This is a genomic window from Nocardioides sp. IC4_145 (genome assembly GCF_011250565.1).
Lineage (GTDB): Bacteria > Actinomycetota > Actinomycetes > Propionibacteriales > Nocardioidaceae > Nocardioides.
In genome coordinates this window covers 1-25,523 of the sequence record NZ_JAANMS010000003.1, presented here as the reverse complement: position 1 = coordinate 25,523, position 25,523 = coordinate 1, and the positions used below count along the sequence as shown (strand labels likewise).

General features: G+C 74.0%; 30 protein-coding genes and 1 riboswitch. Of the genes, 15 read left to right on the top strand and 15 right to left on the bottom strand.

Translation table 11 applies throughout. The features are described from left to right. The first annotated feature begins 68 nt into the window (after nt 1-68). Genes def through G6553_RS02500 form a run of 4 tightly spaced genes read left to right on the top strand, consistent with a single transcriptional unit; the run spans nt 69 to nt 3,354 of the window. Nucleotides 69-614, top strand: coding sequence for a peptide deformylase (def, locus tag G6553_RS02515; RefSeq protein ID WP_166188885.1), 546 nt, complete (start codon nt 69-71; stop codon nt 612-614). Nucleotides 615-617: 3 nt separating this feature from the next. Further along, a complete protein-coding gene (gene fmt, locus G6553_RS02510; RefSeq protein WP_166188883.1) occupies nt 618-1,544 on the top strand; it encodes a methionyl-tRNA formyltransferase in 927 nt (308 codons plus the stop codon). Nucleotides 1,545-1,547: 3 nt separating this feature from the next. Beyond that, nucleotides 1,548-1,970 (top strand): MmcQ/YjbR family DNA-binding protein, encoded by a 423-nt coding sequence (locus G6553_RS02505; protein ID WP_166188881.1) that lies wholly within the window; start codon nt 1,548-1,550, stop codon nt 1,968-1,970. Continuing rightward, nucleotides 1,963-3,354, top strand: coding sequence for a transcription antitermination factor NusB (locus G6553_RS02500; RefSeq protein WP_166188880.1), 1,392 nt, complete (start codon nt 1,963-1,965; stop codon nt 3,352-3,354). Before G6553_RS02505 ends, G6553_RS02500 begins: the two co-directional genes overlap by 8 nt. A gap of 169 nt (nt 3,355-3,523) precedes the next feature. Here G6553_RS02500 and G6553_RS02495 read toward each other — a convergent pair whose 3' ends face one another. Further along, complete coding sequence (locus G6553_RS02495) at nt 3,524-4,252, bottom strand: AAA family ATPase (protein WP_347565450.1); 729 nt, start codon at nt 4,250-4,252, stop codon at nt 3,524-3,526. Nucleotides 4,253-4,285: 33 nt separating this feature from the next. Here G6553_RS02495 and ligD point away from each other — a divergent pair, with 33 nt between their 5' ends. The 3 genes from ligD to rpe are packed head-to-tail and all read left to right on the top strand — an operon-like array spanning nt 4,286 to nt 7,632. After that, complete coding sequence (ligD, locus tag G6553_RS02490; protein WP_166188878.1) at nt 4,286-5,254, top strand: non-homologous end-joining DNA ligase; 969 nt, start codon at nt 4,286-4,288, stop codon at nt 5,252-5,254. A 53-nt stretch (nt 5,255-5,307) separates the two neighbouring features. Then, nucleotides 5,308-6,927: a RecQ family ATP-dependent DNA helicase gene (locus G6553_RS02485; protein WP_207619268.1), complete on the top strand. Its 1,620-nt coding sequence runs from the start codon at nt 5,308-5,310 to the stop codon at nt 6,925-6,927. Between the two features lie 39 nt (nt 6,928-6,966). Further along, entirely contained in the window at nt 6,967-7,632 is a 666-nt protein-coding gene (gene rpe, locus G6553_RS02480) for a ribulose-phosphate 3-epimerase (protein ID WP_166188876.1), read from the top strand. On the opposite strand, the gene G6553_RS02475 is transcribed toward rpe, so the two are convergent. From G6553_RS02475 to G6553_RS02460, 4 genes are all read right to left on the bottom strand, one after another. After that, nucleotides 7,563-8,165, bottom strand: coding sequence for a TetR family transcriptional regulator C-terminal domain-containing protein (locus tag G6553_RS02475; protein ID WP_166188874.1), 603 nt, complete (start codon nt 8,163-8,165; stop codon nt 7,563-7,565). The genes rpe and G6553_RS02475 overlap by 70 nt on opposite strands. 89 nt (nt 8,166-8,254) lie before the next feature. Next, a complete protein-coding gene (locus G6553_RS02470) occupies nt 8,255-8,533 on the bottom strand; it encodes a hypothetical protein (protein WP_166188873.1) in 279 nt (92 codons plus the stop codon). Next, complete coding sequence (locus tag G6553_RS02465; RefSeq protein WP_166188871.1) at nt 8,530-8,688, bottom strand: hypothetical protein; 159 nt, start codon at nt 8,686-8,688, stop codon at nt 8,530-8,532. The genes G6553_RS02470 and G6553_RS02465 overlap by 4 nt, the downstream gene beginning before the upstream one ends. Next, nucleotides 8,685-9,101 carry a hypothetical protein gene (locus G6553_RS02460; RefSeq protein WP_166188869.1) on the bottom strand — a complete coding sequence of 139 codons (417 nt, stop codon included), beginning with the start codon at nt 9,099-9,101 and terminating at the stop codon, nt 8,685-8,687. The genes G6553_RS02465 and G6553_RS02460 overlap by 4 nt, the downstream gene beginning before the upstream one ends. A 108-nt stretch (nt 9,102-9,209) precedes the next feature. Then, a riboswitch (FMN riboswitch) is annotated at nt 9,210-9,353 on the top strand. An 82-nt stretch (nt 9,354-9,435) separates the two neighbouring features. Between G6553_RS02460 and ribD the strand changes: the two genes are divergently transcribed. The 5 genes from ribD to ribH are packed head-to-tail and all read left to right on the top strand — an operon-like array spanning nt 9,436 to nt 13,683. After that, nucleotides 9,436-10,533, top strand: a complete 1,098-nt coding sequence (gene ribD / locus G6553_RS02455) for a bifunctional diaminohydroxyphosphoribosylaminopyrimidine deaminase/5-amino-6-(5-phosphoribosylamino)uracil reductase RibD (protein ID WP_242679917.1) — start codon at nt 9,436-9,438, stop codon at nt 10,531-10,533. Nucleotides 10,534-10,536: 3 nt separating this feature from the next. After that, a complete protein-coding gene (locus G6553_RS02450; protein WP_166188868.1) occupies nt 10,537-11,163 on the top strand; it encodes a riboflavin synthase in 627 nt (208 codons plus the stop codon). Next, nucleotides 11,163-11,846 carry a nicotinamide mononucleotide transporter family protein gene (locus tag G6553_RS02445; protein ID WP_166188866.1) on the top strand — a complete coding sequence of 228 codons (684 nt, stop codon included), beginning with the start codon at nt 11,163-11,165 and terminating at the stop codon, nt 11,844-11,846. The genes G6553_RS02450 and G6553_RS02445 overlap by 1 nt, the downstream gene beginning before the upstream one ends. Beyond that, entirely contained in the window at nt 11,843-13,207 is a 1,365-nt protein-coding gene (locus G6553_RS02440) for a bifunctional 3,4-dihydroxy-2-butanone-4-phosphate synthase/GTP cyclohydrolase II (protein ID WP_242679916.1), read from the top strand. The genes G6553_RS02445 and G6553_RS02440 overlap by 4 nt, the downstream gene beginning before the upstream one ends. After that, nucleotides 13,204-13,683 carry a 6,7-dimethyl-8-ribityllumazine synthase gene (gene ribH / locus G6553_RS02435; protein ID WP_166188864.1) on the top strand — a complete coding sequence of 160 codons (480 nt, stop codon included), beginning with the start codon at nt 13,204-13,206 and terminating at the stop codon, nt 13,681-13,683. Before G6553_RS02440 ends, ribH begins: the two co-directional genes overlap by 4 nt. 144 nt (nt 13,684-13,827) lie before the next feature. Here ribH and G6553_RS02430 read toward each other — a convergent pair whose 3' ends face one another. The 4 genes from G6553_RS02430 to G6553_RS02415 are packed head-to-tail and all read right to left on the bottom strand — an operon-like array spanning nt 13,828 to nt 18,212. Beyond that, on the bottom strand, nt 13,828-14,199 hold the full coding sequence (locus G6553_RS02430; RefSeq protein ID WP_166188862.1) for a response regulator: 372 nt from the start codon (nt 14,197-14,199) through the stop codon (nt 13,828-13,830). Then, the gene (locus G6553_RS02425; RefSeq protein WP_166188861.1) at nt 14,199-14,774 is read right to left on the bottom strand and encodes a hypothetical protein; all 576 of its coding nucleotides are present in this window, start codon (nt 14,772-14,774) and stop codon (nt 14,199-14,201) included. The genes G6553_RS02430 and G6553_RS02425 overlap by 1 nt, the downstream gene beginning before the upstream one ends. Then, entirely contained in the window at nt 14,767-15,276 is a 510-nt protein-coding gene (locus G6553_RS02420; RefSeq protein WP_207619267.1) for a pyruvoyl-dependent arginine decarboxylase, read from the bottom strand. Before G6553_RS02420 ends, G6553_RS02425 begins: the two co-directional genes overlap by 8 nt. Continuing rightward, on the bottom strand, nt 15,273-18,212 hold the full coding sequence (locus tag G6553_RS02415; protein ID WP_166188859.1) for a response regulator: 2,940 nt from the start codon (nt 18,210-18,212) through the stop codon (nt 15,273-15,275). The genes G6553_RS02420 and G6553_RS02415 overlap by 4 nt, the downstream gene beginning before the upstream one ends. 98 nt (nt 18,213-18,310) lie before the next feature. On the opposite strand from G6553_RS02415, the gene G6553_RS02410 reads away from it, so the two are divergent. Genes G6553_RS02410 through G6553_RS02400 form a run of 3 tightly spaced genes read left to right on the top strand, consistent with a single transcriptional unit; the run spans nt 18,311 to nt 19,890 of the window. Further along, nucleotides 18,311-18,574 (top strand): phosphoribosyl-ATP diphosphatase, encoded by a 264-nt coding sequence (locus G6553_RS02410; RefSeq protein ID WP_166188857.1) that lies wholly within the window; start codon nt 18,311-18,313, stop codon nt 18,572-18,574. A 16-nt stretch (nt 18,575-18,590) separates the two neighbouring features. Next, nucleotides 18,591-19,442 carry an ATP phosphoribosyltransferase gene (hisG, locus tag G6553_RS02405; RefSeq protein ID WP_166188856.1) on the top strand — a complete coding sequence of 284 codons (852 nt, stop codon included), beginning with the start codon at nt 18,591-18,593 and terminating at the stop codon, nt 19,440-19,442. Further along, nucleotides 19,426-19,890, top strand: coding sequence for a PH domain-containing protein (locus tag G6553_RS02400; protein ID WP_166188854.1), 465 nt, complete (start codon nt 19,426-19,428; stop codon nt 19,888-19,890). The genes hisG and G6553_RS02400 overlap by 17 nt, the downstream gene beginning before the upstream one ends. 122 nt (nt 19,891-20,012) lie before the next feature. Here the strand turns inward: G6553_RS02400 and G6553_RS02395 are convergent, their stop codons facing one another. Genes G6553_RS02395 through G6553_RS02370 form a run of 6 tightly spaced genes read right to left on the bottom strand, consistent with a single transcriptional unit; the run spans nt 20,013 to nt 25,467 of the window. Then, the gene (locus G6553_RS02395; RefSeq protein WP_166188852.1) at nt 20,013-20,930 is read right to left on the bottom strand and encodes an aldose 1-epimerase family protein; all 918 of its coding nucleotides are present in this window, start codon (nt 20,928-20,930) and stop codon (nt 20,013-20,015) included. A gap of 4 nt (nt 20,931-20,934) precedes the next feature. Further along, nucleotides 20,935-21,516, bottom strand: a complete 582-nt coding sequence (locus tag G6553_RS02390; RefSeq protein ID WP_166188851.1) for a 4-amino-4-deoxy-L-arabinose transferase — start codon at nt 21,514-21,516, stop codon at nt 20,935-20,937. Beyond that, the gene (locus tag G6553_RS02385) at nt 21,494-22,714 is read right to left on the bottom strand and encodes an amino acid deaminase/aldolase (RefSeq protein ID WP_347565449.1); all 1,221 of its coding nucleotides are present in this window, start codon (nt 22,712-22,714) and stop codon (nt 21,494-21,496) included. The genes G6553_RS02390 and G6553_RS02385 overlap by 23 nt, the downstream gene beginning before the upstream one ends. Before the next feature lie 43 nt (nt 22,715-22,757). Then, nucleotides 22,758-23,210 carry a cellulose synthase gene (locus tag G6553_RS02380; RefSeq protein ID WP_166188849.1) on the bottom strand — a complete coding sequence of 151 codons (453 nt, stop codon included), beginning with the start codon at nt 23,208-23,210 and terminating at the stop codon, nt 22,758-22,760. Between the two features lie 29 nt (nt 23,211-23,239). After that, on the bottom strand, nt 23,240-24,427 hold the full coding sequence (locus G6553_RS02375) for an LLM class flavin-dependent oxidoreductase (RefSeq protein WP_166188848.1): 1,188 nt from the start codon (nt 24,425-24,427) through the stop codon (nt 23,240-23,242). Then, entirely contained in the window at nt 24,424-25,467 is a 1,044-nt protein-coding gene (locus G6553_RS02370; RefSeq protein ID WP_166188846.1) for an ABC transporter substrate-binding protein, read from the bottom strand. Before G6553_RS02370 ends, G6553_RS02375 begins: the two co-directional genes overlap by 4 nt. Between the last annotated feature and the right edge of the window lie 56 nt (nt 25,468-25,523).

Sequence of the window (25,523 nt, the reverse complement as noted above, 5' to 3'; positions counted from 1 at the left end):
CGTGGCTACCCGGGCGGCCCACTAGAGTGGACCGCTGCCCCGCACGACGACCGACCTCCAGGAGAACCGTGGCCATCCAGCCGATCCGACTCTTCGGGGACCCGGTGCTGCGCAAGCCCGCGGTGGAGGTCGTCGACTTCGACAAGGAGCTGCGCCAGCTGGTCTCGGACCTCACCGACACCATGCTCGACGCACCGGGTGCGGGCCTCGCGGCGCCGCAGATCGGCGTCGGGCTGCGGGTCTTCACCTGGTACGTCGACGGCGAGGTCGGCCACCTGGTCAACCCGACGCTGGAGCTGTCCGAGGAGGTCCAGGACGGCCTCGAGGGCTGCTTGTCGCTCCCGGAGCTCACCTACGAGTGTCGTCGCGCGATGTCGGTGGTGGCGCAGGGGTTCGACATGCACGGCGAGCCGCTGACGATCCACGGCTCGGAGCTGCTCGCACGCGCCATCCAGCACGAGACCGACCACCTCGACGGCGTTCTCTTCATCGACCGGCTCGACCAGGCCGCGCGCAAGGCGGCGATGAAGGAGATCCGCGAGTCCGAGTGGTTCGGGCTCGAGAAGCCCCAGGTCAAGATCAGCCCCCATCCCACGAACGGTTTCGGTTTCTAGTCCATGCGCCTCGTCTTCGCCGGCACCCCCGAGGTCGCCGTGCCCTCCCTGAACGCCATCGCCGACTCCGGCCACGAGCTGGTCGGTGTGGTCACCCGCCCCGACGCCCCGGCGGGCCGCGGCCGCAAGCTGGTCGCCAGCCCGGTCGCCCAGCGTGCGGAGGAGCTCGGCGTGCCGGTGCTCAAGCCCGACCACCCGCGTGACCCGGAGTTCCAGGAGCAGCTGAAGGCGCTGCGCCCGGACTGCTGCCCGGTCGTGGCGTACGGCGCCCTCCTGCCGCAGTCGGCCCTCGACATCCCGCCGCACGGCTGGGTCAACCTGCACTTCTCCTGCCTGCCCGCGTGGCGCGGCGCGGCCCCCGTGCAGCACGCCATCTGGGCCGGCGACGAGGTCACCGGCGCGACGACGTTCCGCATCGTCAAGGCGATGGACGCGGGCCCGACGTTCGGCGTGATGACCGAGCGGATCCGTCCCACCGACACCGCCGGCGACCTGCTCGGTCGCCTCGCCGAGGGCGGCGCCGGGCTGCTCGTCGCCACCCTGGACGGCATCGAGGACGGCTCGCTCGTCGCCCGCGAGCAGCCCGAGGACGGCGTCAGCATCGCTCCGAAGATCCTCGTCGAGGACGCCGAGGTCGACTGGTCCGAGCCCGCGGTCGCCGTCGACCGGCGCATCCGCGCCTGCACGCCCGGCCCGGGCGCCTGGTCGACCCACGAGGGCGAGCGGCTCAAGGTCGGTCCGGTGACGATCGAGGAGGGCACCCGGCTCGAGCCCGGCGTGCTCGAGGTCCGCAAGAACGCCGTGCTCGTCGGCACCGGCACCGACGCGGTCCGGCTCGGCGAGGTCAAGGCCTTCGGCAAGAAGCAGATGGGCGCGGCCGACTGGGCCCGCGGCGTACGTCTGGAGTCGGGCACCCGGCTCGGTGCCTGAGCCATGGGCCGCCCCGCGACACCCGCCGACGTCGACGCGATCTGCCGGTCGCTGCCGGAGGTCGAGCTGGGTACGTCGTGGGGCGACCGGCCGACGTACCTGGTCCGCGGCCGCGGCTTCCTGCTCTTCCGCGCGCCGGACCACCACGCGGTGGACCCCGCGACCGGGGAGCCCTACGACGACCTGCTGGTGATCACCACGCCGACGACGGACGCCAAGGAGGCGCTGGTCGCCGACCCGTCGACGCCGTTCTTCACGATCGACCACTTCCGCCGCAGCAGCGCGGTGCTGGTCTCGCAGTCCCGGCTCGGCGAGCTCGACGTCGAGGAGCTGCGCGAGGTCATCATCGAGGCCTGGGCCGCCCGGGCTCCGAAGCGGCTGGTCCGCGAGCACCTGGCACACCTCGACGGGGACTCCGATGGCTGACCGGCGCCGCCCCGCCCCGCGGTCGAAGCAGAAGCCGAAGCCGAGGCCGAAGGTCGACGTCCCGCGCCTGGCGGCGTGGGAGGTGCTCAAGGCGGTGCGCGTCGACGACGCGTACACCAACCTCGTGCTCCTCTCGGTGCTGGCCGAGCACGGGCTGGCCGGCCGCGACGCAGCGTTCGTCACCGAGCTGGTGTCGGGCACGATCCGCCGCCAGGCGACGTACGACGCCGTGCTGGCCGCGTGCGTCGACCGGTCGCTGGCGAAGGTCGAGGCGAAGGTGCTCGACGCGCTGCGGCTCGGGACGCACCAGCTGCTCTCGATGCGCGTGCCCGCCCACGCGGCGATCAGCACGACCGTCGACCTGGTCCGCAGCAAGGTCGGGCCGGGGGCGGCCGGCTTCGCCAACGCCGTGCTGCGCAAGGTGACCGCCCACGACCTCGACGCCTGGGTCGACCGGGTCGCGCCGGACCGCGGGACCGACCCGACGGGCCACGCCGCGATCGCCGCGAGCCACCCGCGCTGGGTGGTCGACGAGCTGCGCCGCGCGGTGGGACCCGACGAGCTCGACGCCCTGCTGGCCGCCGACAACGAGCCGCCGCGGGTCACCCTGGTCGCCCGCCCGGGCCGGGCCACCCGCGAGGAGCTCCCGGGCGAGCCGACCCCGTGGTCGCCCTACGGCGTGGTGCTGGAGTCCGGTGACCCCGGCGCGGTGCCGGCTGTCGCCGAGGGCCGCGCCGGGGTGCAGGACGAGGGCTCGCAGCTCGTCGCCGAGGCGGCCGCCGCAGCCCCGCTCGAGGGCCGCGACGAGCAGTGGCTCGACCTGTGCGCCGGCCCGGGCGGGAAGTCCGCGCTCCTCGCTGCGCTCGCGGCCGGGCGCGGTGCGCGGCTCGTCGCCGGCGAGCGTCAGCAGCACCGGGCCCGCCTGGTGGCGCGCAACCTCCGGGGTGCCGACGGGGTCGCCGGTGTCCTGACCGCGGACGGCACTCGCCCGCCGTTCCGCGAGGGCACCTTCGACCGCGTCCTCGTCGACGCGCCGTGCACCGGACTGGGGGCGCTGCGCCGCCGGCCGGAGGCCCGCTGGCGACGCCGGCCCCAGGACCTCGCCGACCTGGTGGAGCTCCAGCGTGCCCTGGTCGGCTCGGCGCTGGGCCTGGTGCGGCCCGGCGGTGTGGTGCTCTACGCGACCTGCTCGCCGGTGCTGGCCGAGACCGCGGAGGTGGTCGAGGCGGTGCTGGGGTCGCGCGGCGACGTACGTCTCGAGGACGCCGGCGGTCTGCTGCCGCACGTGCCGGACTGCGCCGGCCCGGTGGCTGGCACCCTGCAGCTGTGGCCGCACCGCCACGGCACCGACGCGATGTTCCTGGCGCTGCTGCGCCGCGGCTGAGAGGCAGAGGGCCGAGGAGCAGCTGGGGCTGGTGGTCGAGTCCGCCGAGCGGGCCGACCTGGCACCCGACGACCGCGACCGGCTGCTCGCGAGGCGCACCGACCGCACCGGCCCCGCCGAGCACATCATGGCGCCCACGGGGGAGGCGGCACCGAGCAGGAGTGAGCGCTCAGGCGCCGCCCACGACGTGCCGGAGGTAGCGCCCGGGGTCGGCGAGGTACGCGCGCCAGTGCTGCACCAGGTCCAGCTCCTCCCACCGGGCCGGGCGCAGGCCCCACGGGCCGGCCTCCAGGATCGTCGCGCCCGGCATCGCGGCCAGCACGGGAGAGTGCGTCGCGCACAGCACCTGCCCGCCCTTCGCCACGACCTCGTCCAACGCGGCGACCAGGCCCAGGGTCGAGGAGAACGACAGCGCCGCCTCGGGCTCGTCGAGGCAGTAGAACCCGGCGGAGTCGAAGCGGGTCCGGAGCACCTCAAGGAACGACTCCCCGTGGCTCATCTCGTGCAGCGAGGGGCCGCCGTACTGCTCCTGGTGCGTGTACCAGCCGTGCATGGTCTCCGCGCGCAGGAAGAACCCCCACCGGCCTGCGCCCAGGCCCCGCTGGAGCGTGAGTGCCGCGCCCAGCGGCGACTCGGTCACCCGGGTGGAGTGGTGGGAGTTGCGGGTGCCGCCCTCGGGGGACAGCCCGTAGGCCTCGGCCACCGCCTCGACGATCGTCGACTTGCCCGAACCGTTCTCGCCGACGAGGAACGTCACCCCCGGGTCGAGGTCGAGCCCGCGCCGCACGACGTGCTCGACGGCCGGCACGGTCATCGGCCACCGGCGCAGCGGCAGCTTCTCCGCCCGGCCCTGCCGCGGCACGGACACGCGGACCACGGGCGGTTGGTCGAGGCGCACGGGCCTCACCGTACGGGCCACTACGGTGGACGCGTGGCCGCGTCGAAGTCCCCGTCCGTCGAGATCGAGGTCGACGACCGCGTCGTGCGGGTGAGCAACCCGGACCGCGTGTACTTCCCCGAGTCGGGAGCGACCAAGCTCGACCTGGTCGAGTACTACCTCGCCGTCGGCCCCGGCATCGTCAACGCGCTGGAGGAGCGGCCCTGCATGCTGCACCGCTTCCCCAAGGGCCTCGCGGGGGAGAAGGTGCACCAGAAGCGGCTACCGAACGGCGCACCGCCGTGGGTGGAGACGGTGCGGCTGCACTTCCCGCGCTGGAACCGCACCGCCGACGAGCTCTGCGTCACCGAGCTGGCGAGCGTCATCTGGGCGGTGCAGATGTCGACGGTCGAGTTCCACCCGTGGAACAGCCGGCGCGCCGACACCGAGAAGCCCGACGAGTGGCGCATCGACCTCGACCCCGGGCCGGACTGCGACTTCGACCGGGTACGTCGCGTGGCCGGCGTCGTCCACGAGGTGCTCGACGAGCTCGGGGTGACCGGCTACCCGAAGACGAGCGGCAGCAAGGGCATCCACGTCTACGTCCGGATCCGGCCCGACCACGGGTTCAAGGAGGTGCGCCGTGCCGCGCTGGCCTTCGCCCGCGAGGTCGAGCGGCGCGCGCCCGACGACGTCGACCTGACCTGGTGGCGCAAGGACCGGGACCCCGCGACGGTCTTCGTCGACTACAACCAGAACGCCCGCGACCACACCATCGCGGCGGCGTACTCCGTCCGCGGCCTGCCCGACGCCCGCGTCTCCACCCCGATCCGCTGGGACGAGGTCGCCGACGTGGACCCGCGCGACTTCACGATCTTCACCGTGCCGCAGCGCTTCGCCGAGCTCGGCGACCTGCACGCCGACATCGACGACCACCCCTGGGACATCGCGCCGCTGCTGGCGTGGGCCGAGCGCGACGAGGCGGAGGGCGCCGAGCCGCCTGCGGACCCCGACGAGGAGTGAGCGTCCCCCGCAGGGGTGAGGTCCGAGGGGAGCGGGGTGGGTAACGGCTCGCGGTGACCTCGCGACAGCAGCTCCTGACCAGGGTCGAGAAGGCCGCCCGCGAGGTCTTCGGCCACGAGCACCTGCTCGGCGGCCAGGCCGAGGCGATGACGGCGCTGCTCGACGGCCACGACGTGCTGCTCGTCTCGCCGACCGGCTCGGGCAAGTCGCTGGTCTACCAGGTCGCCGGGGTGCTCACCGAGGGCTGCACGCTCGTCGTCTCGCCGCTGCTGGCGCTCCAGCAGGACCAGGTCGAGAGCATCCGCTCGGCCCCGGGCGGGCTCAGCGCCTGCCGGCTCAGCTCGGCGGAGTCGGAGGCGGAGAAGCGCGAGGTCGTCGAGCGGGCGAGCGCCGGCGAGGTGGACTTCCTCTTCTGCTCGCCCGAGCAGCTGGCCAACGACGAGGTCCGCGCCGCGATCGGCGCCGCCGGCATCCGGCTGGTCGCCGTCGACGAGGCGCACTGCGTCTCGGCGTGGGGCCACGACTTCCGGCCCGACTACTTCCGCCTCGGCGACCTCCTCGCCGACCTGGTCGACGAGCACGGCGCGCCGCCCCGCGTGGTCGCGATGACCGCCACCGCCGCGCCTCCGGTGCAGGAGGACATCGTCGACCGGCTCGACCTGCGCGACCCGCGGACCGTCCTGACCGGGTTCGCCCGCGACAACCTCGCCCTCGAGGTGGTCCGCGTCAACGAGGAGACCGACCAGCTCCGCGCGGTGGTCGAGCTGGTCGCCGCGGCCGAGGGGTCGGGCATCGTCTACTGCCGCACCCGTCCCAAGGCCGAGGAGTACGCCGCCGCGCTGGCCGAGGCGGGCCGGCGCACGGCGGTCTACCACGCCGGCCTCGGCCACCGACGCCGCGAGGAGACCCACGAGGCGTTCATGGCCGACGAGGTCGACGTCGTGGTGGCGACCTCCGCCTTCGGCATGGGCATCGACAAGCCCGACGTGCGGTTCGTGGTGCACGCGCAGATCCCCGAGTCGCCCGACACCTACTACCAGGAGGTCGGCCGGGCCGGCCGCGACGGCGAGCCGGCGACCGCCACGCTGGTCTACCGGGCCGAGGACCTCGCCCTGGGCCGGTTCTTCTCCGGCGGTGTGCCCAAGCCCAAGGACGTCCACGCCGTGCTCCGGGCCGCCGGGGAGGTCGGCATCGAGCCGAAGGACGTCGCCGAGGCGTCCGGCTTCGGGCCGCGCAAGACGGGCCGGATCCTCAACCTGCTGACGCTGGTCCACGAGACCCGCCCGGAGGCCAATGCGCCGGACGACGCCGTCGCCGCGGTGGTCGAGGTGGCCGAGTCCCACCGCCGGCTCGAGCGCTCGCGGGTCGACATGATGCGAGGCTACGCCGAGACCGACCGGTGCCGCGCGGCGTACCTCCAGGGCTACTTCGGGGAGCAGGCGGAGCAGCGCTGCGGCCGCTGCGACAACTGCCGCGACGGCGTCGCGGAGGACCCGGCCGTCGAGCAGGACGCGGCGTACCCCGTCCAGAGCGACGTCGTGCACACCGAGTTCGGGCCCGGCGTCGTCACCGACGTCGAGGACGACCGGGTCACGGTGCTGTTCGAGTCGGTCGGCTACCGCACGCTGTCGCTGGACGTCCTCGACGAGCAGGACCTGCTCGAGCTGGCCTGACCTGCTCCGCGGTCAGCGCGCTCCCTAGACTGACGGCCCGTGGACCACCTCCAGATCACGCCGAGCATCCTCAACGCCGACTTCGCGAACCTCGGGGCGGAGGTGGCGCGGATCCCCGGCGCGGACTGGGTCCACGTCGACGTCATGGACAACCACTTCGTCCCGAACCTCACCTTCGGCCCGACGATGGTCGAGGCGCTGGCGCGCAGCACGGACACCCCGCTCGACGCCCACCTGATGATCGAGGACCCCGACCGCAACGCCGTGGCGTACGTCGAGGCCGGCTGCGGCTCGGTCACCTTCCACGTCGAGGCCGCTCGAGCGCCGGTCCGGCTGGCCCGCGAGGTCCGTGCGCACGGCGCCCGGGCGTCGATGGCGCTGCGACCCGCGACGCCGATCGAGCCCTACGCCGACCTGCTGCCCGAGCTCGACATGGTGCTGCTGATGACCGTCGAGCCGGGCTTCGGCGGGCAGAAGTTCCTCGACCTGGTCCTGCCCAAGATCCGCCGCACCCGCGCGCTGCTCGACGCCCACGGTGTCGAGACCTGGCTCCAGGTCGACGGCGGCGTCTCGCTCGAGACCATCGGCCGCTGCGCGGAGGCCGGCGCCGACGTCTTCGTCGCGGGCTCGGCCGTCTACTCCGCCGACGACCCCGACGCCATGGTCTCCTCGCTGCGGGAGGCCGCGGCCGCTGCCGTCAGCTGAGGGACGCCCTCGACCAGGGCCGTGCGCGCGAGCTCTGGGTCCAGCCCGCCCGGCCGGAGGGTCACCGCGAGCTGGAGGCCGCGCACGAGGGCCAGCACGGACTCGACGAGCGCGTCGGTCGGCTCGTGGTCCAGCTGGCGCTGGAGCCGGCCGGTCACCACGGAGCGCTCGCGGGCGTGCCGCACGTCGAGCACGTCGCCGAGCTCACGGTCGGCTCGCCCGAGCTCGCTCCAGGCGAGCCAGGCCCGGAGCACGAGGAGGTCCTCCTCGTCCCGTGGGAGGAAGCCCGCCCAGCCCTCAGCGAGCGAGCGGACCTGTGTCCGGGCGAGGTGCTCGTCGTTGGTCATCACCGCGAGGACCCGGATCAGCCGCTCCCGGTTGGTCAGCTGGTGGACGATCGACGATGGTGCGATCCCGACCTCGTCGCCCAGACGGCGGAGGGTCACCGCGGCCGTGCCGCCCTCGTCGATGAGTCGCCACGAGGCGTGCATCAGCTCCTCGGTCCGGGTGCGGGTGTCGAGCACGTGCGGCATGTCGCCACCTCACCACGGGCTGGCCCGACGCCGAGGGGTTCATCCACAGGCTCGCCCTTGATCGAACGTTCGATCAAGACTCCCAGGGGTCACCGAGCCCGCACGGCCCGCAACGTGCGGCCGCCGTCGGTCGAGACCAGCAGGGGCGCCATGTCGTCGGCGAGCAGCAACCAGAGGACCCCGCCCTCGCGCGGGTCGGCGCGCAGCCGCTGCACGTCACCGGCCCAGGGCCGGTACGACGACCAGTCGGCGCCTGCGGAGACCCACAGGCAGTGGTGGACGGCGCTGGGCCGGCCGGCCCGGTCGCCGCTCCAGACCGGCAGCAGCACGAGCAGTCGACCGTCCGGCAGGACGACCGCCCCGCTCACGTACCCCGTTCGCCGTCGACCTCCGGCACGTCGAAGACCTCCCACCGGCCGTCCGTTCCGCGGACGACCCGCTGGAACGGCAGGAACGTCGCGCCGTCGCCGCCGGCGACCACGGCACGCACGCCGGCGACGAGCGAGTCGCCCTCCGCGCTCACCAGTCCGCGGGTGGCCGGCACGCCGGGTGGCCCGCCGACCGCCGCCGGTCCGCACCGCCCAGCCGCCGGAGCGCCTGCCCGCGGGGGGCCTGGTCGTACGTCGCGGTCGCGAAGTCGTCCCCGCTGGCGGCGACGGCCTGGTCGCTGCGCAGGCAGGCCAGCGGGTCCACGCACCCCCACCACGTCGTCACGTCGAGCCCGCGGGGCGTGCGCCGCACCCGGACGTCGCGCAGCACCGAGGTCGGCGCATCGGCGATCGCACGACCCCGGTCCACCCGAGCCGTGGGCTCCCCGGCGTCCTCCACGGAGTCCCCCGCGGACGGACCGGTGGCGGGGTCGGCGGACGGGGTCGGCCCGCCCCCGCAGCCGGCGAGCAGGACGACCCCGGCGAGCGTGGCGAGGAGGGGGCGCATGCCTGGGAGACGCCCAGCGGGCCGGAAGGTTGTCCCACCCTGTGGGCCGCCTCACGCCGCCGGCGAGGGACCGCTGTGGCAGACTCGGCGACCAGACGAGCAACACGCTCGCGTGCTCTGGGGTCGGTGAAATTCCGAGCCGGCGGTGACTGGAGAGATCCAGAAGTCCGCGACCCGGTCACAGCCAGTGACCGGTTGACCAGGTGAGAGTCCTGGACCGACGGTCAAAGTCCGGATGGGAAGCGCACGCAGGCGGCTCGGCACGCCACGCACGTGCCCGCGCCGCCGTCAGGCCCCGGAGTCCGCGACGACACCGGACACGAGGGGTCAGCCGATGAGCACCAGCGACGCGGAGCTGCGCGCGATGCGCCGCGCCCTCGCGCTCGCCGCGAGCCCCGGCGTACCCCTCGGGCCGAACCCACGGGTGGGGTGCGTGCTGCTCGCGGACGACGGCACCACTGTGGCCGAGGGCTTCCACCGCGGCGCCGGCACCGCCCACGCCGAGGCGGACGCGCTGGCGCGGGCGGGGGAGCGGGCCCGGGGGACGACCGCCGTGGTCACCCTCGAGCCGTGCAACCACACCGGCCGCACCGGGCCGTGTGCGCGAGCGCTGGTCGAGGCCGGGGTACGTCGCGTGGTGTACGCCGCGGCCGACACCAACCCGGCGGCCGTCGGCGGCGCGCAGACGCTCCGCGCGGCCGGCGTCGACGTGGAGGCCGGGCTGCTCGCGGACGAGTCGCGCGCGCTCAACCGGACCTGGACCTTCGCCGTCGAGCACGGCCGCCCGTTCGTCACCTGGAAGCTCGCGACCACCCTCGACGGCCGGAGCGCCGCGGCCGACGGCACCAGCCGCTGGATCTCCAGCCGCGCCGCCCGGCTCGACACGCACCGGCTCCGGGGGCAGGCCGACACCATGCTGGTCGGCACCGGCACGATCGCGGTCGACGACCCGGCGCTCACCGTCCGCGACGAGCACGACGTGCCGCTGCCCTCCCAGCCGCTGCGCGCGGTCATGGGCCTGCGCGACCTCGACCCCGGCCGCCGCGTGCTCGACGACCGGGCCGAGACGGTGCTGCTGCGCACCCGCGACCCGCACGAGGCGCTCGCCGCGCTGCGCGCCCGCGACCGCCAGCACGTCTTCCTCGAGGGCGGCCCCACCCTGGCCGCGGCGTTCCTGCGCGCCGGCCTCGTCGACGAGGTGGTGGCGTACGTCGCGCCGATGTTCCTCGGCGCCGGTCTGGATGCCGTGGCCGACCTCGGAATCACCACCATCGCCGACGCGTTCCGGCCCACGGTCACCGACGTGGCCGTGCTCGACCCGGTCGAGGCCGGCGAGCAGCCGAACGTTCGGCTGACCATGACGCCCGCACCCACACCCGCACCGACACCGGCGCCGTCCACGGCACCGGTCCAGCACGACGAGGAGCGCTGAGCAATGTTCACAGGGATCGTCGAGGAGCTCGGCACCGTCGCGGCCGTCGAGGACCAGGGCGACGCGATCCGGCTCACGATCCGCGCAGCCACCGTCCTCGAGGACGCCGCGCTCGGTGACTCCATCGCCGTCAACGGCTGCTGCCTGACCGTGGCCGCCCGCGACGAGGACACCTGGACCGCCGACGTCATGCAGGAGACGCTCGACAAGACCAGCCTGCGCGGCGTCCGGCCCGGCGACACCGTCAACCTCGAGCGCGCCGTCACCGCGGCGACCCGGCTCGGCGGCCACATCGTCCAGGGCCACGTCGACGGTGTCGGCGAGGTGCTGCGGCGCACCCCGAGCGAGCACTGGGAGGTCGTCGAGGTCTCGCTGCCGGCCGACCTCGCGCGGTACCTCGTCGACAAGGGCTCGATCACCGTCGACGGGGTCAGCCTGACCGTGGTGGAGGCGGGGGAGACCTCGTTCACCGTCAGCCTCATTCCCGAGACGTTGGCGCGCACGACCCTCGGCAGCCGGCAGGTCGGCGACCGGGTCAACCTCGAGGCCGACGTCATCGCCAAGCACGTCGAGAAGCTGCTCGCGGGCCACCTGCCCGCCGCCACGCCGAGCACCACCGAGGAGGGCTGATGCTCGACTGGCTGCTGCACGGCACCATCGCCGTGGGCGACGGCACGCTCGCGGTCCGCGAGGTCGTCGGCAACGGCTTCGGCCTGGCCAGCGCGCTGCTCGGCATGCGCCGGCTGGTGTGGGCCTGGCCGATCGGCCTGGTCGGGAACGTCCTGCTCTTCACCGTCTTCGTGAGCGGCGAGCTCAGCGGCGCGACCTCCGAGCCGCTGTGGGGCCAGGCCGGCCGGCAGGTGATGTTCGCCCTGGTCGGCGTCTACGGCTGGTGGCGTTGGCGCTCGGCACGCCGCACGCCCGACGAGGCCGCGGTCGAGCCCCGCTGGGCGACCGGCCGCGAGCGGCTCGCGCTGCTCGGTGCGGCCGCGGTCGGGTACGCCGCGGCGTACGCGCTGCTCGTCCGGATCGGGTCGTGGGGTCCCACCACCGAGGCGTGGATCCTCGCCGGCTCGCTCATCGCGACCTACGGCATGGCCCGCGGCTGGGTGGAGTTCTGGCTGGTGTGGATCGCCGTCGACGTGGTCGGCGTGACGACGTTGATCCGGGCCGGCTACTACCCGACCGCCGGCATGTACCTGTTCTACGGCGCGTTCTGCGTCCTCGGCCTGATCACCTGGTGGCGCGTCGAGCGCGCCTCGCACCAGCCGGCGGCGGCCCCGCTGCCGGTCGACGAAGGAGTCCCCGCATGAGCGCCCCGCGCCCGCCCGCCCACCAGCTCGCCGAGCAGCTCGCCGAGCAGCCCGCCAGGCAGCACGAGAAGGTCCGCCTCGACGACGTCGAGCGCGCGATCGCCGACATCGCCGCCGGCAAGGCCGTCATCGTCGTCGACGACGAGGACCGCGAGAACGAGGGCGACATCATCTTCGCCGCCAGCAAGGCGACGCCGGAGCTGATGGCCTGGACGATCCGCCACAGCAGCGGCGTGATCTGCGTGCCCATGCCGGCCGACATGCTCGACCGGCTCGAGATCCCGCTGATGACGCCGCACAACAAGGACAAGCTGCGCACGGCGTACACGATCTCGGTCGACGCCCGCGACGGCGTCAGCACCGGCATCTCGGCCGCCGACCGCGCGCACACCGTCCGGGTCCTCGCCGACTCCGCGACCGAGCCGTGGGAGGTCACCCGGCCCGGGCACGTGTTCCCGCTGCGCTACCGCGAGGGCGGCGTGCTCGTCCGGCGCGGGCACACCGAGGCCGCGGTCGACCTGGCCCGGCTGGCCGGGCTCACCCCGGCCGGCGTCCTGGTCGAGGTCGTCAACGACGACGGGACGATGAAGCGGGCGCCGGAACTGCGGGAGTTCGCCGACGAGCACGGGCTGGCGATGATCTCGATCGAGCAGCTGGTCAAGCACCGCCGACGCCACGAGAACCTCGTCGAGCGCGTCGCCGAGACCCGCCTGCCGACCCGCCACGGCGACTTCACGGCGTACGGCTACCGCATCACCGTCGACGGCTCCGAGCACATCGCGCTGGTCCACGGCGACCCGGAGTCCCTGCGGGGGAGCGACGAGCCGGTGCTGACCCGCGTGCACTCGGAGTGCCTGACCGGGGACGTCTTCGGCAGCCACCGCTGCGACTGCGGCCCGCAGCTCGACGAGGCGCTCGAGCGGATCGTCGAGGAGGGCCGCGGCGTGGTCGTCTACCTCCGCGGCCACGAGGGCCGGGGGATCGGCCTGGTCGCCAAGCTGCAGGCCTACCAGCTCCAGGACGGCGGCCGCGACACCGTCGACGCCAACCTCGACCTCGGGCTGCCGGCCGACGCCCGGCACTACGGCACCGCGACGCAGGTGCTGCGGGACCTCGGCGTCACCAGCGTCCGGCTGCTCACCAACAACCCGGAGAAGGTCAGCAGCCTCGAGGACTTCGGCGTCCCCGTCGCCGAGCGGGTCCCGTTGACCCCGCACCCCAACGACCACAACCTGGCCTACCTGCGCACCAAGCGCGACCGGATGGGCCACGTCCTGCCCGGCCTGACCTCCGTCGAGCCGGCCCCGAGCACGTCCGTCGTGGACCCCCTCGACACCACCGACCAGGAGATCGACGCATGAGCGGACACGGCGCCCCGACCCTCCGGCCCGTCGACTGCAGCGACCTGCGCGTCGCCGTCGTCGCCGCCAGCTGGCACACCGAGGTCATGGACGGCCTCCTGGCCGGTGCCGAGCGCGCGCTCGACGACCACCAGGTGGGGGAGTCGGCCGTCGTCCGCGTGCCGGGCACGTTCGAGCTGCCGGTCGTCGCCGCGGCGCTGGCCGAGGAGGGGTACGACGCCGTGGTCGCCCTCGGCGTCGTGGTGCGGGGCGGCACGCCCCACTTCGAGTACGTCTGCTCCGCCGCCACCGACGGCCTGACCCGCGTCGCCCTCGACCACCGCACCCCGGTCGGCTTCGGCGTGCTCACCTGCGACACCGACGAGCAGGCGCTCGACCGCGCCGGCCTGCCCGGGTCGAAGGAGGACAAGGGCTACGAGGCGACGTCCGCCGCCCTCCTCACCGCCCGCACCCTCCGCAGCATCACCCGCCGCTGACCTCCGGCCCGCCCGCTGGTCGACCGGGCGAGCGCCCGGTGGGTCGAGGACAGAGCAAGCGTGGTCGCGGCCCTGCGCCCCTCACCGGGGGTTTCGACATGCTCAGGCCGCCAGGCGGCCCTCGCTGCTCAACCAGCGGAGCGGTCAGGTCCAGCCGAGCATCGTGGAGATCTCGCCGGCGAGGGCCATGGGGTCGAAGGGCTTGGAGATGACCCCGGCGACGGCCATCTCGTCCCAGAGCTGGCGGTCGCCGACCTGGACCTTGGCGGTGAGCAGCACGACGGGGATGCCCGCGGTCGACTCCTGCGCCTGGAGGTGCCGGAAGGTGGTGAGGCCGTCCATGCCGGGCATCATCAGGTCGAGCACGACCACGTCGGGCCGGTGCTCGGCGGCCAGGTCGATGGCCTGTGCCCCGCTCTCGGCGGTGACGACCTCCCAGCCGGCGACGACCTCCAGTGCGAGCTGGGTGATCTCGCGGATCGAGTCGTCGTCGTCCACGACGAGGGCGCGCGGCATCAGCTCGTCCGCGGTCCGGCGAAGAGCGCTCGGTAGTAGGTCTGCGTGTCCGCGGCGTCCACCTCCACGTCGGCGATCCGGTGCAGCAGGGCCTCGGTACCGGGACCGAGGTTCAGCACCTCGTTGTTGAACTTGCAGTAGTCGTACCCGCAGACCGCCCGCTCCTCCACGAGCATCTCCACGATGGTGGAGATCATGGACCACATGACGTTGGTCTGTCGCTGGTCGTGGCGCACCAAGGTGAAACCGAGGTAGTAGACGGCGTTCCGGGCGGTGTGCTCCGGGTAGTGGTGCGCCCACCAGCCGGGGCTGATCCACGGCACGGTCTCCAGGTCGCGGGTGAGCGTGGAGAGACCGACGACCTCGCCGGCGGCGTCGCGGGCGACGTACTTCATCACCCGGGCGTCCTTCATCTCCTCGACGAACTCGTGCTCGTGGAGCAGGTGGCGCGCCATCGCGCGGACCTCCAGCTCGGCGAACGTCTCGCGGTAGAGCGCCCAGTACGCCGCGATCGTCTCGTCGTCGAGCTCGCGCTCGACGGTGATGTCGAGGGTGGGGGCGACCGCCTCAGCCACGGTGCTGCTCCTTCGGGTTCCAGTCCTCGACGGCGTACGCCGCCACCACGAGCGCGCAGACCGGCCGGTCCGTGCAGTGGGCCGACGCGGTCGCCGACTCGACGGGTCCGTAGCCACCGCCGCGGTTCTCGTCCATGTCGTGCAGGCTCAGGGTGATCTGCTCCAGCAGCGACTCCTCGCTGCCGCCGTGGTGCTCGACGAACAGCCCGCCGGTCGTGTCGTCCCGCGTCCAGCCGAGCCCGGCCCACACCGTCTCCCCGCTGTGCTCGGCGAAGACCGCCGACTCCACGCAGTAGAGCTTGTCGCCGTGCCCACCGGCGAGCACCTCGCGGGCGCCGTCCTCGAGCACCCGGACCGTGCTGTGCGGCGGGATCACCGAGGAGAGCTTGATCAGGTTGAGGTTCCCGACTCCGGCGTTGAGCAGGGCGTGGTCGTACGCCGCCAGCTTCGTGCGTCCGACCCCGGTGGCGGTGCGGACGGTGATGTCGAGGCGGGTGGTCAAGATTCCTCCTGGGAGGTGGTGGTGACGGACGGGCGAGCAGAGAGTTCGGCGGAGGACGCGGCCGGGCGCCCGGTGACGGCGTCGAGCAGGCCGAGCACGCGATCCTCGAGCGCCTCGGGCCCGCTGCGTCCCTTGGTGAGGAAGACGGTCGGCCCGAGCTCGAGGGCGGCCCGCCGGTCGACCTCGACGTCGGCGGCGCTGTAGACGACCAGCGGGGTCGCCGCGAGCGCCGGGTCCTGCTGGAACGCCGCCACGACGGCGGATCCGTCCTCGTCGGGCAGGTGCAGGTCGAGGACGAGCACGTGGGGCCGCACGCTCCGCCCGGCCGCGATCGCCGCCGCCGCGGTCGAAGCGTGGTCGACGCGCAGCCCGTGGCTGCGGAGCAGGGCGATGATCACCTCCGCGAGGTCCTCGTCGTCCTCGACCAGCAGCACCACGCTCTCGCGCATCCGACCGGCGAGGGCGACGTCGACGGCCTGGACCAGCTGCTCCTCGGTGACCGGCTTCACCAGCCAGCCCTCGGTCTGCCGGTCCAGCTCCGGTGCCGTCTCCGGCCCGAGCCCGGACACGACGACCACCGGGATCGCGCGGGTGCGTTCGCCGCTGCGCAGCTGGGCAACGACCTCGGCGCCCGAGGTGCCGGGCATGCGCAGGTCGAGCAGGACGGCGGCGGGCCGCTCGGCCGTCGCGCGGGCGATCGCCTCGTCGCCGTCGCCGACCCCGATGGGCCGGTAGCCGTGCCGGACGAGCATGCTCGACAGCGTCCCGACCACCTCGGGCTCGTCGTCGCAGACGAGGATCGCGGGGGCGTCCACGGGGGCGTCCGTCCCGACCGGGCGGGCCCGGTGCGCCACCGGAAGGGTGAACTGGACGGTCGTCCCCTCACCCGGCAGGCTCTCCGCCCAGATCCGCCCCCCGTGCCGCTCGATGATGCCGCGGCTGATGGCGAGGCCGAGGCCGGTGCCGCCCTTCTGCCGGGCGTCGGAGGAGTCGACCTGGTGGAAGCGGTTGAAGATCGTGGCGATCTGGTCCGCGGGGATGCCGCGGCCCTCGTCGCGCACGCGGAACAGCACGGCGCTGCCACTGGGCTGGAGGGTGGCGTCCACGACGACCCGGCCACCGGCGGCGGAGAACTTGATCGCGTTGTTGAGCAGGTTCGTCAGCGTCTGCACGACGCGGTCGGCGTCGGCGAGCACCTGCCCGGACGTCTCGCCGATCTCGAGCCGGACGTCGGCGCCCCGCGCCATCGCGTCCATCCCGGCGGTGGCCGCCTCGACCAGCGTCCGGGGGTCGGTCGGGGCCAGCTCCATCGGGCGGGTCCCGGACTCGATCCGCTCGAGGTCGAGGATGTCGTTGATCAGCCGGGTCAGCCGCTCGCTGCTCTCCAGGGCGATCCGCGCCATCGAGGTCGCGCGCGGGCTCAGCTCGCCCAGCTGACCGCCCGCCAGGAGGCCGAGCGAGCCGCGGATCGAGGTGAGTGGCGTGCGCAGCTCGTGGCTGACGACCGAGAGGAACTCGTTCTTCATCCGGTCGACCTCACGACGCTGCGTGACGTCGCGGAACACCACCACCGCGCCGGTGACCACGTCGTCGTCCACCAGCGGGCTGGCCGTGATCTCGACCGGGAACGTGCTGCCGTCGGCGCGCACGTAGACGTCCTCCTCGGCGCTGGTCACCGTTCCCGAGGCGATGGCCTCGGCGATGTAGCACCCGTCGTACGGGAAGGCGGCGCCGTCGACACCGGGGGCGTGGAAGAGGTCGTGGGCCCGTTGCCCCACCAGCGCCTCGATCGGGTGGCCGAGCGCGCGGGCGCCCGACGGGTTGACCCAGGTGATCAGCCCGTCCGCGTCCACGCCGTAGATGCCGTCGCCGACGGAGGTCAGCAGGGTCTCGGTACGACGCGCCATCCGCCGCAGGTCGGCGGTCTGCTCCTCGACCCGGAGCTCCAGCCCCCGGCGCAGCTGGGTGTTGTCGAGGGTCAGCAGGACCTGTCGGAGGCCGGCGGCGAGGCCGAGCGCCAGCCACAGCACCACCTGGGCGCGCTGCAGCTCGGTGCCCGGGTTCAGCACGGTCTGCACCGCGACGGCCACGCCCACGGTGGAGAACACCAGGATCGTGTCCCGGGCGTCGGCCACGGCACGGCTCTCTTCGACGTCCTCGGCGCCCGGGCGGGCCGGGTACCACGCCGCGACACCGATGAGCACGTAGCCCGCGATCCAGCCCAGGTCGGTCAGGTCGCCCCAGACGAAGGTGCCCTGGCTCACCCGCAGTGCGAAGGCCAGGTCGGCGATCGCGTACAGCATGAAGCCGAAGGCGACCAGGGCCAGGGCGGGACGGCCCTCGCCCCGGCTGCGCAGGACGAGGAAGAAGCCGAAGGTGACCAGGGCGACGTCGAGGAACGGGATGAGCAGGCTGAAGAACTGCGGCCCCCACAGCTCGCCCACCGACTGGAGCAGCTCGTCGTAGACCAGCACCGAGGCGACGATGAGCACCGCGGCGCCACCGACGACGCCGTCGAGCGCCAGGACCACCAGGTCGCGGCCGCGGCGGCGCACGGTCGGGAACGACAGCACGCCGACGATCGAGAGCACCAGCGCCGTCGAGACGCTCAGGTCGCTGACCGCACTGGGCTCGGTCACGGGGTCGTAGCCCACGAACGCGGTCCACAGGTTGCCGAGGACCGCGACCAGCGCCGCGGCTGTCAGCCACTGCCAGGCGCGGCGCCGCTGGCCCGTCGACCACCGCGCCCGCAGGGCCAGCGCCACGCCGGTCGTCGTGCCGGAGATCATCAGGCCGAGCCCGCTCGCGGACTCCCGGAAGTCCGCCGGCAGCGCGGGGCTGAGCAGGATCGCGTAGAGCGTGATGAAGGAGAGCGCCGCGGGCACCACGACGCGGAAGCGACGTCGCTGCGCCTCGAGCGACAGCGATGTGCCCATACCCGGGACGGTATCAGCAGGTCAGAGCGGCTCATGAGCCGCTCCCGGGGGGACACCGAGGGGCGTCGACGGACCGCCGTCACCTAGGCTGGTGACCCGTGAAGACGTTCGACGAGCTGTGGGCCGAGCTGCAGGAGAAGGCCCGGACGCGTCCGGCGGGCTCGGGCACGGTGGCCCAGCTCGACGCCGGCGTCCACGCCATCGGCAAGAAGCTGGTCGAGGAGGCTGCCGAGTCCTGGATGGCCGCCGAGCACGAGGGCAAGGACCGGGCGGCCGAGGAGATCAGTCAGCTGCTCTACCACGCCCAGTGCCTGATGCTCGCCAGCGGCCTCGAGCTCGACGACGTCTACGCCCACCTCTGAACCCGAACAGGACCCCATGTCCCTCCTCCGCGTCGCCGTCCCCAACAAGGGGTCGCTCTCCACGTCCGCCTCGGAGATCCTGCGCGAGTCCGGCTACCGGCAGCGCGACGACAGCAAGCAGCTGACGCTCGTCGACGACGAGAACGGCGTCGAGTTCTTCTACCTGCGCCCGCGGGACATCGCGCTGTACGTCGGCGAGGGCACGCTCGACGTCGGCATCACCGGCCGCGACCTCCTGCGCGACTCCGGCGCGCAGGCCGACGAGGTCCGCCCGCTCGGCTTCGGCCGCAGCCGGTTCCGGTTCGCCGGTCCCGCCGGGCGCTACACCGACCTGTCCCAGCTCGCGGGGCTGCGCATCGCGACGTCGTACGTCGGGGTCGTCCGCGCCTTCCTCGCCGAGCGAGGCATCGAGGCCACCGTGGTGCGGCTCGACGGCGCGGTCGAGACGAGCATCCAGCTCGGCGTCGCCGACGTCGTCGCGGACGTGGTGGAGACCGGCAGCACGCTGCGGCAGGCCGGGCTCGAGGTCTTCGGCGAGACCATCCTCGACTCCGAGGCCGTGCTCATCAAGCGCGCCACCGGCGACCCGCCACCCGGCTTCGAGGTGTTCAAGCGGCGCCTCGACGGCGTCCTCGTGGCCCGCAGCTACGTGATGATGGACTACGACATCGAGAGCCAGCACGTCTCCGCCGCGGTCGCGCTGACGCCCGGCATCGAGAGCCCCACGGTCTCCCCGCTCCACAAGGACGGCTGGGTCGCGGTGCGGGCGATGGTCCCGAGCCAGGGTGCGCAGCGGTTGATGGACGAGCTGTGGGAGCTGGGCGCGCGCGGCATCCTGCTCACCGAGATCAATGCCTGCCGGCTCTGAGGCCGGCCGCGGCCCCCTGGACGTGCCGCGGACCTGGCGTCCCCTCGGCCCCCGGATCGTCGCGACCGTCCTGAGCATCGGGATGCTGGTCATCCTCGCCACGGCCTGGATCTCCCTCGGCGCCGAGACGCGCGCGAAGTTCACCCCGTTCCAGATCGGGACGATCTTCTTCTTCGTGATCGCCGGCGGCGTCGTGCTGCACGCGCTCACCCGGTCGCGGGTCACCGCGACCCGCGACGGGCTGACCGTCGTGAACGGGTACCGCAAGCGGGAGTTCGCCTGGGCCGAGGTCATCTCGGTCAACCTCCCGCCCGGCGCCCCCTGGGTCACCCTCGACCTCTCCGACGGCCGCACCGTCGCCGCCATGGGCATCCAGGGCTCCGACGGCGAGCGCTCCCGACAGGCGGTCCGCGACGTCCGCCGCCTGGCCGACGAGCTCACCCGCTAGCCCCCACGCTGCGCTCCTGCGCTTCACCCACCCCGTCCTCCGCCGAGTCGACGGAAACGACGAGTCGAGTCGCCACTTCCGGTCGACCTACCGGACCGGAAGTGGCCACTGAGCGGGCAGGGTCAGTCCTCGAGGGCGCGGATCCCCCAGACGACGGAGACGGTCTCGTCGGGGGCGAGGGTGAAGAGGTCCTCGCCGGAGCGGAGGGCGTCGGGGGGAGCGGTCATGGGCTCGACGGCGAGCGAGCGGCGGGCGGCCGCGGGGACGTCGTCGGCGGTGTAGAGCAGCAGCCAGGGGTGGTGGCCGTCGACCCAGAGGGTGACGCCGTCGCCGCTGGCGGGGTCCCGCAGCACCGCGGTGGTGTTGCCCTCCGGGTCGCGCTCGAGGTCGGTGAAGCAGTGATTGAGCGCCAGGTCGCGCAGGGGGCGGGCGACGCGGAAGTCGTACGGCGTGCCCTCGACCGCCTCCCGGCCCGCCGGCAGCAGCCGCTCGTCGTCGACGAGCAGGCGGGTGGCGGCGGGGAGCGTGAGCTCCCAGCGGTCGACCGGGCCGTCGCCGACGCGGAGGTACGGGTGCGCCCCCGAGGCGTACGGCGCCGGGCGGCCGGAGTCGTTCGTCGCGGTCTGGGTGACGGTGAGGCCGTCCGCGGAGAGGTCGTAGGCGACGTGCAGGTCCAGCGTCCACGGGTAGCCGGTCTGCGCCATCAGCCGGTAGGTCAGCGACACCGAGTGCCCGGTGTGCTCCTCGACGCTCCACGCGACCCAGCGGGCCAACCCGTGCGAGGAGTTGTGCCGCGACGGCTCGCTCAGCGGGAGCTGGAGGTCGCGACCCTCGAAGGTGTACTGCCCGTCGCGGACCCGGTTCGGCCACGGAACCAGCAGCTGCCCACGGCCGCCGGAGGACATCTCGTCCTCCCCGAAGCCGTCGACGAGGTCGCGCCCCCGGAAGGACAGCGCCCGCAGCGCGGCACCGCTCTCGGTCACGACGGCGCGGTAGCCGCCGCCCTCGATCTCGAACTGTTCGCCGCTCGGAGGTAGCACCGGCTCACCCTAGGCGCAGGGGCGGACGCTGTCCGGTCCCGTCCACGAGCAGGTCGGCCCGCTCGGGCGTGCGGTCGGCGGCGAAGTGCGCGGCCTCGGCGACCGTCCAGCGCCGCCAGTGCGGCTCGGCCTCGGCGCCGTCGCGGGCCAGGCCCCGCTCCAGCCGCAGGCCGGCCGGCGCCTCGACCCAGACGAGCACCCCCACCAGCGAGGAGTACGCCGCCAAGCCGGCGCCGACGCCCTCGAGCACGAGCAGCGGGGCGGGCGCCACGGCGACCGTCTCGGCGTACGCCCCCGCGTGCCAGTCGTAGCGCCGGTACGTCCCGGTCTCGCCGCGGGACAGCGGCAGCAGCAGGCGGTCGAGCTGCTCACCGACGCGGGGGAGGCCGTCCCAGCCGTCGTACAGGTCGTCCATGTGCAGCACGGGCGCGGCGGCCAGCGCGCCGATCCGTCCGGCGAGCGTGGTCTTCCCCGAGCCGGCCGGTCCGTCGACGCAGACCAGCCGCCCGGAGCCGAGCGTGGGCGGCCGGGAGCGGACGAGATCGAGGGCGACCGCGGCCGGGTCAGGAGACGAGGCCGTGCCCACGGTAGGTCGGGACCTCCTCGACGAACCGTTCGCCGCGGAGCAGGTGCACGCGGTCGGTGTGCTCGAAGAGCTCGCCGGACTTCGCGTGCCGGAACCACACCAGGTCGCCGATCGCGAGGCGTCCGGCGACGGGGCCGGTGAGCGGCGTCTGCACCTCGCCCGCGCCCTCGAGCCCGGTCAACCGGAGGCCGGCGGGCGCCCACGGCGTGGGGAGCCGGTCGGCGCCGGCCGCACCCGAGGCGACGAACCCGCCGCCGTGGACGGTCGCGATGTCGGCGGAGGGCCGCCGGACCACGGGCACGCCGAAGAACGCGGCCGGGCGGGGGTCGAACGATCGGTAGTGGTCGAACAGCGTCGGCACCAGCAGTCCCGACCCGGCGGCGACCTCGGTGACGACGGGGTCGGCGACGGTCGTCTCGATCGACCCCGACCCGCCGCCGTTCCACAGCTCGAGGTCGACCAGGGGGCGCAGCGCGTCCGCGACCGCCCGACGCCGCTCCAACAGCTGGGTCAGCGACGCCGTCTTGAGGCCGCGGACGACCGCGGAGCGGGCGCGCTGCGTGGGCACCGCGTCGGGGACGCCGGCGACCTGGCCCTCGTAGGTCATCACGCCGACGAGCCGGAAGCCCGGCCGCTCGAGCACCTCGCGCGCCAGCCGCACGACCCGGTCGGCCTCGTGCAGCGGACTGCGCTTGGGTCCGACGTGCTGGCCGCGGACCCGCAGGCCGGCGTCGACCTCCAGCGCGACCCGCACCGGCACGGCCGAGGACGAACGGACGGAGTCGACCACGTCGAGGTGGGCGACGTCGTCGACCATGATCGTGACGCGCGCGGCCGCCGACGGTGAGGCGACGAGCCGCGCCAGCGCGGCCCGGTCGACCGTCGGGTAGGCCACGAGCACGTCGTCGGTGACGCCCTGCTCCTCCAGCCAGAGCGCCTCGCGCAGCGTGTAGCCGAGGACGCCGGCGAACCCGGGGGTGGCCAGCGCGCGCCTCAGCAGCGCCGGGACGCGGATCGACTTCGACGCCACCCGCACGGGCTTCCCGGCCGCGCGCCGCACCAGGTCGGCGGCGTTGGCGTCGAAGGCGTCGAGGTCGACCACGGCGACCGGGGTGGGCAGGTCGCCCGGAGCGGCTGCGGCGGCGGCCGACAGCCGGGCCCAGAGCCGGTTGCGGGCGACGTCGTCGAGGTGGGTCACCCCAGGACTCTAGGAGACTCGGGGCGGCCGGGTCAGGAGATGCTCAGGAGATGCCGCGCTTGCGCAGCAGCGCCTCGATGTCGGCGAGCTCGTCGTCCCCGCCCTGGGCGCTGCCGATCGCCGGCTCGCCCTTCCCCTTGCCACGGCGTACCGCCTTGTCGGGCGCGGCGGTCGCTGCGCCGCCGACCGCACGGGCCCGCTCGCGGTCGCGCACGAGGCCCGAGACCACCAGCAGCACGACGGCGACGCCCGCCAGGACGATCCCGACCCACACCGACGGGCTGAGCACCAGGCCGGTGACCCAGTCGCCGACCGCGGTTCCGATGCGGGTGAACATCCGCAGCGTGTCGGTGAGGTACGCCGCCGCCGGCAGCAGGGTGAGCCCCGCACCGCGCAGGCCGGACGCCACGCCGCGCTTGCGGAACGCGTGCCACGTCCACACCGCCCCGAGCACGGTCAGGGTGAGTGCGAGGGCGGCCCAGGTCGCGTCGTCCACGGGTCCAGCCTGCCACGGTGCCGGGCGGGTCAGGCGGAGGCGGCCGCCGGGAGGGGCGCGTCGAGGAGGCCCCGGCGCCGCAGGTGCGGCATGACGCCCTCGGCGAACCACGACGCCTCCTCGACGTGCGGGTAGCCGGACAGCACCAGCTCGTCGATGCCCACGCGGTGGTAGGCCTCGACGAGGTCGGCGACCTCCTCGTGGCTGCCGACCAGCGAGGTGCCGGCGCCACCGCGCACGAGCCCGACGCCGGACCAGAGGCCGGGGGAGACCTCCAGCTCGCGCGCGGAGGAGTACGCCGTGCCGGCCCGGCGCAGCGCGTTCATCCGCTGCTGGCCGGTCGACTCGCTGCGGGCCTGCGCGGCCTGGGCGGCCTCGACCGTGGCGGGGTCGACGCCGTCGAGCAGCCACTGCGCGTGCCGCCACGCCTCCTCGGAGGTGTCCCGCGAGAGGGTGTGCACCCTCAGCCCGAACCGGATGGTCCGGCCCTGCTCGGCGGCCAGCCCGCGGATCCAGGCGACCTTCTCGGCCACCTGCTCCGGCGGCTCGCCCCAGGTCAGGTAGACGTCGCTGTGCCGCGCCGCCACCGGACCGGCCGCCGCGGACGAGCCGCCGAAGTAGATCGGGGGCAGCGGGTCGATGCCGCCGCTGACCAGCGCGCCCTCGGCCCGGTAGTAGGTGCCCGCGAAGTCGAAGGGCGCCCGGCGCCAGGTCCCGCGCACGACCTCGAGGAACTCGTCGGTGCGGGCGTAGCGCTCGTCCTTGGGCGCGGTGTCGCCGAAGCGGGCCTGCTCGACGGGTTCGCCGCCGGTGACGACGTTCAGCATCAGCCGTCCGTCGGAGATGCGCTGGTAGGTCGCGGCCATCTGCGCGGCGAGGACCGGGTTGACCACGCCGGGGCGGAAGGCGACGAGGAACTTCAGCGTCGTGGTCTCCCGGACCAGCGCGGCCGTGGTCAGCCAGGCGTCCTCGCAGAAGGTGCCGGTCGGGGTGAGCACCCCGGTGAAGCCGAGCCGCTCGGCGGTGCGGGCGACGTCGGCGAGGTAGTCGATGGTGGGCGGGCGGAAGCGCTCGCGGACGGATCCGCCCGGCCTGGTGGTCAGCGTGTCCGCCAGCCCGGTGGTGACGTTCTTCGGGACGCCCTGCCCGGCCCCCACCAACCCCCGGCTGTCGCCGGAGGTCGGCAGGAACCAGTGCAGGGTGAGCGGCGCGGTCACCGGACGGCGTCGCCGGTCGTGGCGTCGGCGAACTGGTCGCTGAAGAAGCCGGTCACGTCGACCTCCTCGGGGATCAGCCCGTTGGCGGTGAAGGCGTCGGCCATCTCCTGCTCCGAGGCGATCACCTCGTCGTCGATGGGGCGCGGGGTGACCGGCCGGTTTGCCGCGGCGGCGAGCGTGACCTCCTCGGAGAGCCCGGTCTGCTCGGCCCAGACCTTCGCCCAGTCCTCACGGTGCTCCGCAGACCAGATCTGCGCCTTCGTGATCCGGGTGAGGTAGTCCTCGAGCGCCGCGGTGGTGGCCTCGTCGTCGAGGGCCGCCTGGGAGGCGACCTGGAAGTTCAGCCCGTTGACCAGCCCGTCGCCGTCCACGAGCACGCGGGCGCCCTCGTCGACGACCGCCTGCGAGGTGTAGGGGTCCCACACCGCCCACGCGTCGACGTGGCCGTTGGCGAACGCGGCGAGCGCGTCGGCCGGCTGCAGGTTCTGCACCTCGATGTCGTCGTAGGTCAGGCCGGCCTCCTCGAGCTGGGCGAGCAGGTTGTAGTTGGCCGAGCTGCCCTCGGCGACGGCGACCTTCTTGCCCTCGAGGTCCGCGACGCTCTGCACCTTCGAGCCCCGGGGGACGAGGATCGTGTCGCCCTTGCCGGTGTAGGAGGCGGTGGCGACCATCTTGAAGGTGCCGCCCGCGGCTGCGGCGAAGATCGGCGGGGTGTTGCCGACCATGCCGACGTGGATGGCGTCGGAGTTCAGCGCCTCGAGGATCGGCGGGCCGGAGGTGAACTCCTTCCACTCGATCGTGTACTCGGTGTCGTCGAGCCCGGCCGCGCCCAGCAGGGCCTTGGCGCTGGTGCCCTTCTGGTCGCCGACGACGAGGGTGACCCGGGAGAGGTCGACCTCGCCGTCGTCGCCGATCGCGCCCTCGTTGCCGGTCGCGGAGCCGCCGCAGGCGGAGAGCGCGAGGAGGCCGGCGGCGAGGGTGGCGCCCAGGGCGGCGCGGAAGCCACGGCGGCGGGTCGTCGGGGTGGTCGTGCGGATCATGCTGCTCCTCGGTTCGCGTGGTGGGTCGTGCTGGGCCCGAGCTCCCCGGTGACCGG

Excerpts from the sequence above, each read along its gene's own strand:
- fmt (WP_166188883.1), top strand. The coding sequence starts at position 618 with ATGCGCCTCGTCTTCGCCGGCACCCCCGAGGTCGCCGTGCCCTCCCTG.
- G6553_RS02505 (WP_166188881.1), top strand. The coding sequence starts at position 1,548 with ATGGGCCGCCCCGCGACACCCGCCGACGTCGACGCGATCTGCCGGTCG.
- G6553_RS02500 (WP_166188880.1), top strand. The coding sequence starts at position 1,963 with ATGGCTGACCGGCGCCGCCCCGCCCCGCGGTCGAAGCAGAAGCCGAAG.
- G6553_RS02475 (WP_166188874.1), bottom strand. The coding sequence starts at position 8,165 with ATGCCGCACGTGCTCGACACCCGCACCCGGACCGAGGAGCTGATGCAC.
- G6553_RS02460 (WP_166188869.1), bottom strand. The coding sequence starts at position 9,101 with ATGCGCCCCCTCCTCGCCACGCTCGCCGGGGTCGTCCTGCTCGCCGGC.
- ribD (WP_242679917.1), top strand. The coding sequence starts at position 9,436 with ATGAGCACCAGCGACGCGGAGCTGCGCGCGATGCGCCGCGCCCTCGCG.
- G6553_RS02450 (WP_166188868.1), top strand. The coding sequence starts at position 10,537 with ATGTTCACAGGGATCGTCGAGGAGCTCGGCACCGTCGCGGCCGTCGAG.
- G6553_RS02445 (WP_166188866.1), top strand. The coding sequence starts at position 11,163 with ATGCTCGACTGGCTGCTGCACGGCACCATCGCCGTGGGCGACGGCACG.
- G6553_RS02440 (WP_242679916.1), top strand. The coding sequence starts at position 11,843 with ATGAGCGCCCCGCGCCCGCCCGCCCACCAGCTCGCCGAGCAGCTCGCC.
- ribH (WP_166188864.1), top strand. The coding sequence starts at position 13,204 with ATGAGCGGACACGGCGCCCCGACCCTCCGGCCCGTCGACTGCAGCGAC.
- G6553_RS02430 (WP_166188862.1), bottom strand. The coding sequence starts at position 14,199 with ATGCCGCGCGCCCTCGTCGTGGACGACGACGACTCGATCCGCGAGATC.
- G6553_RS02415 (WP_166188859.1), bottom strand. The coding sequence starts at position 18,212 with ATGGGCACATCGCTGTCGCTCGAGGCGCAGCGACGTCGCTTCCGCGTC.
- hisG (WP_166188856.1), top strand. The coding sequence starts at position 18,591 with ATGTCCCTCCTCCGCGTCGCCGTCCCCAACAAGGGGTCGCTCTCCACG.
- G6553_RS02400 (WP_166188854.1), top strand. The coding sequence starts at position 19,426 with ATGCCTGCCGGCTCTGAGGCCGGCCGCGGCCCCCTGGACGTGCCGCGG.
- G6553_RS02370 (WP_166188846.1), bottom strand. The coding sequence starts at position 25,467 with ATGATCCGCACGACCACCCCGACGACCCGCCGCCGTGGCTTCCGCGCC.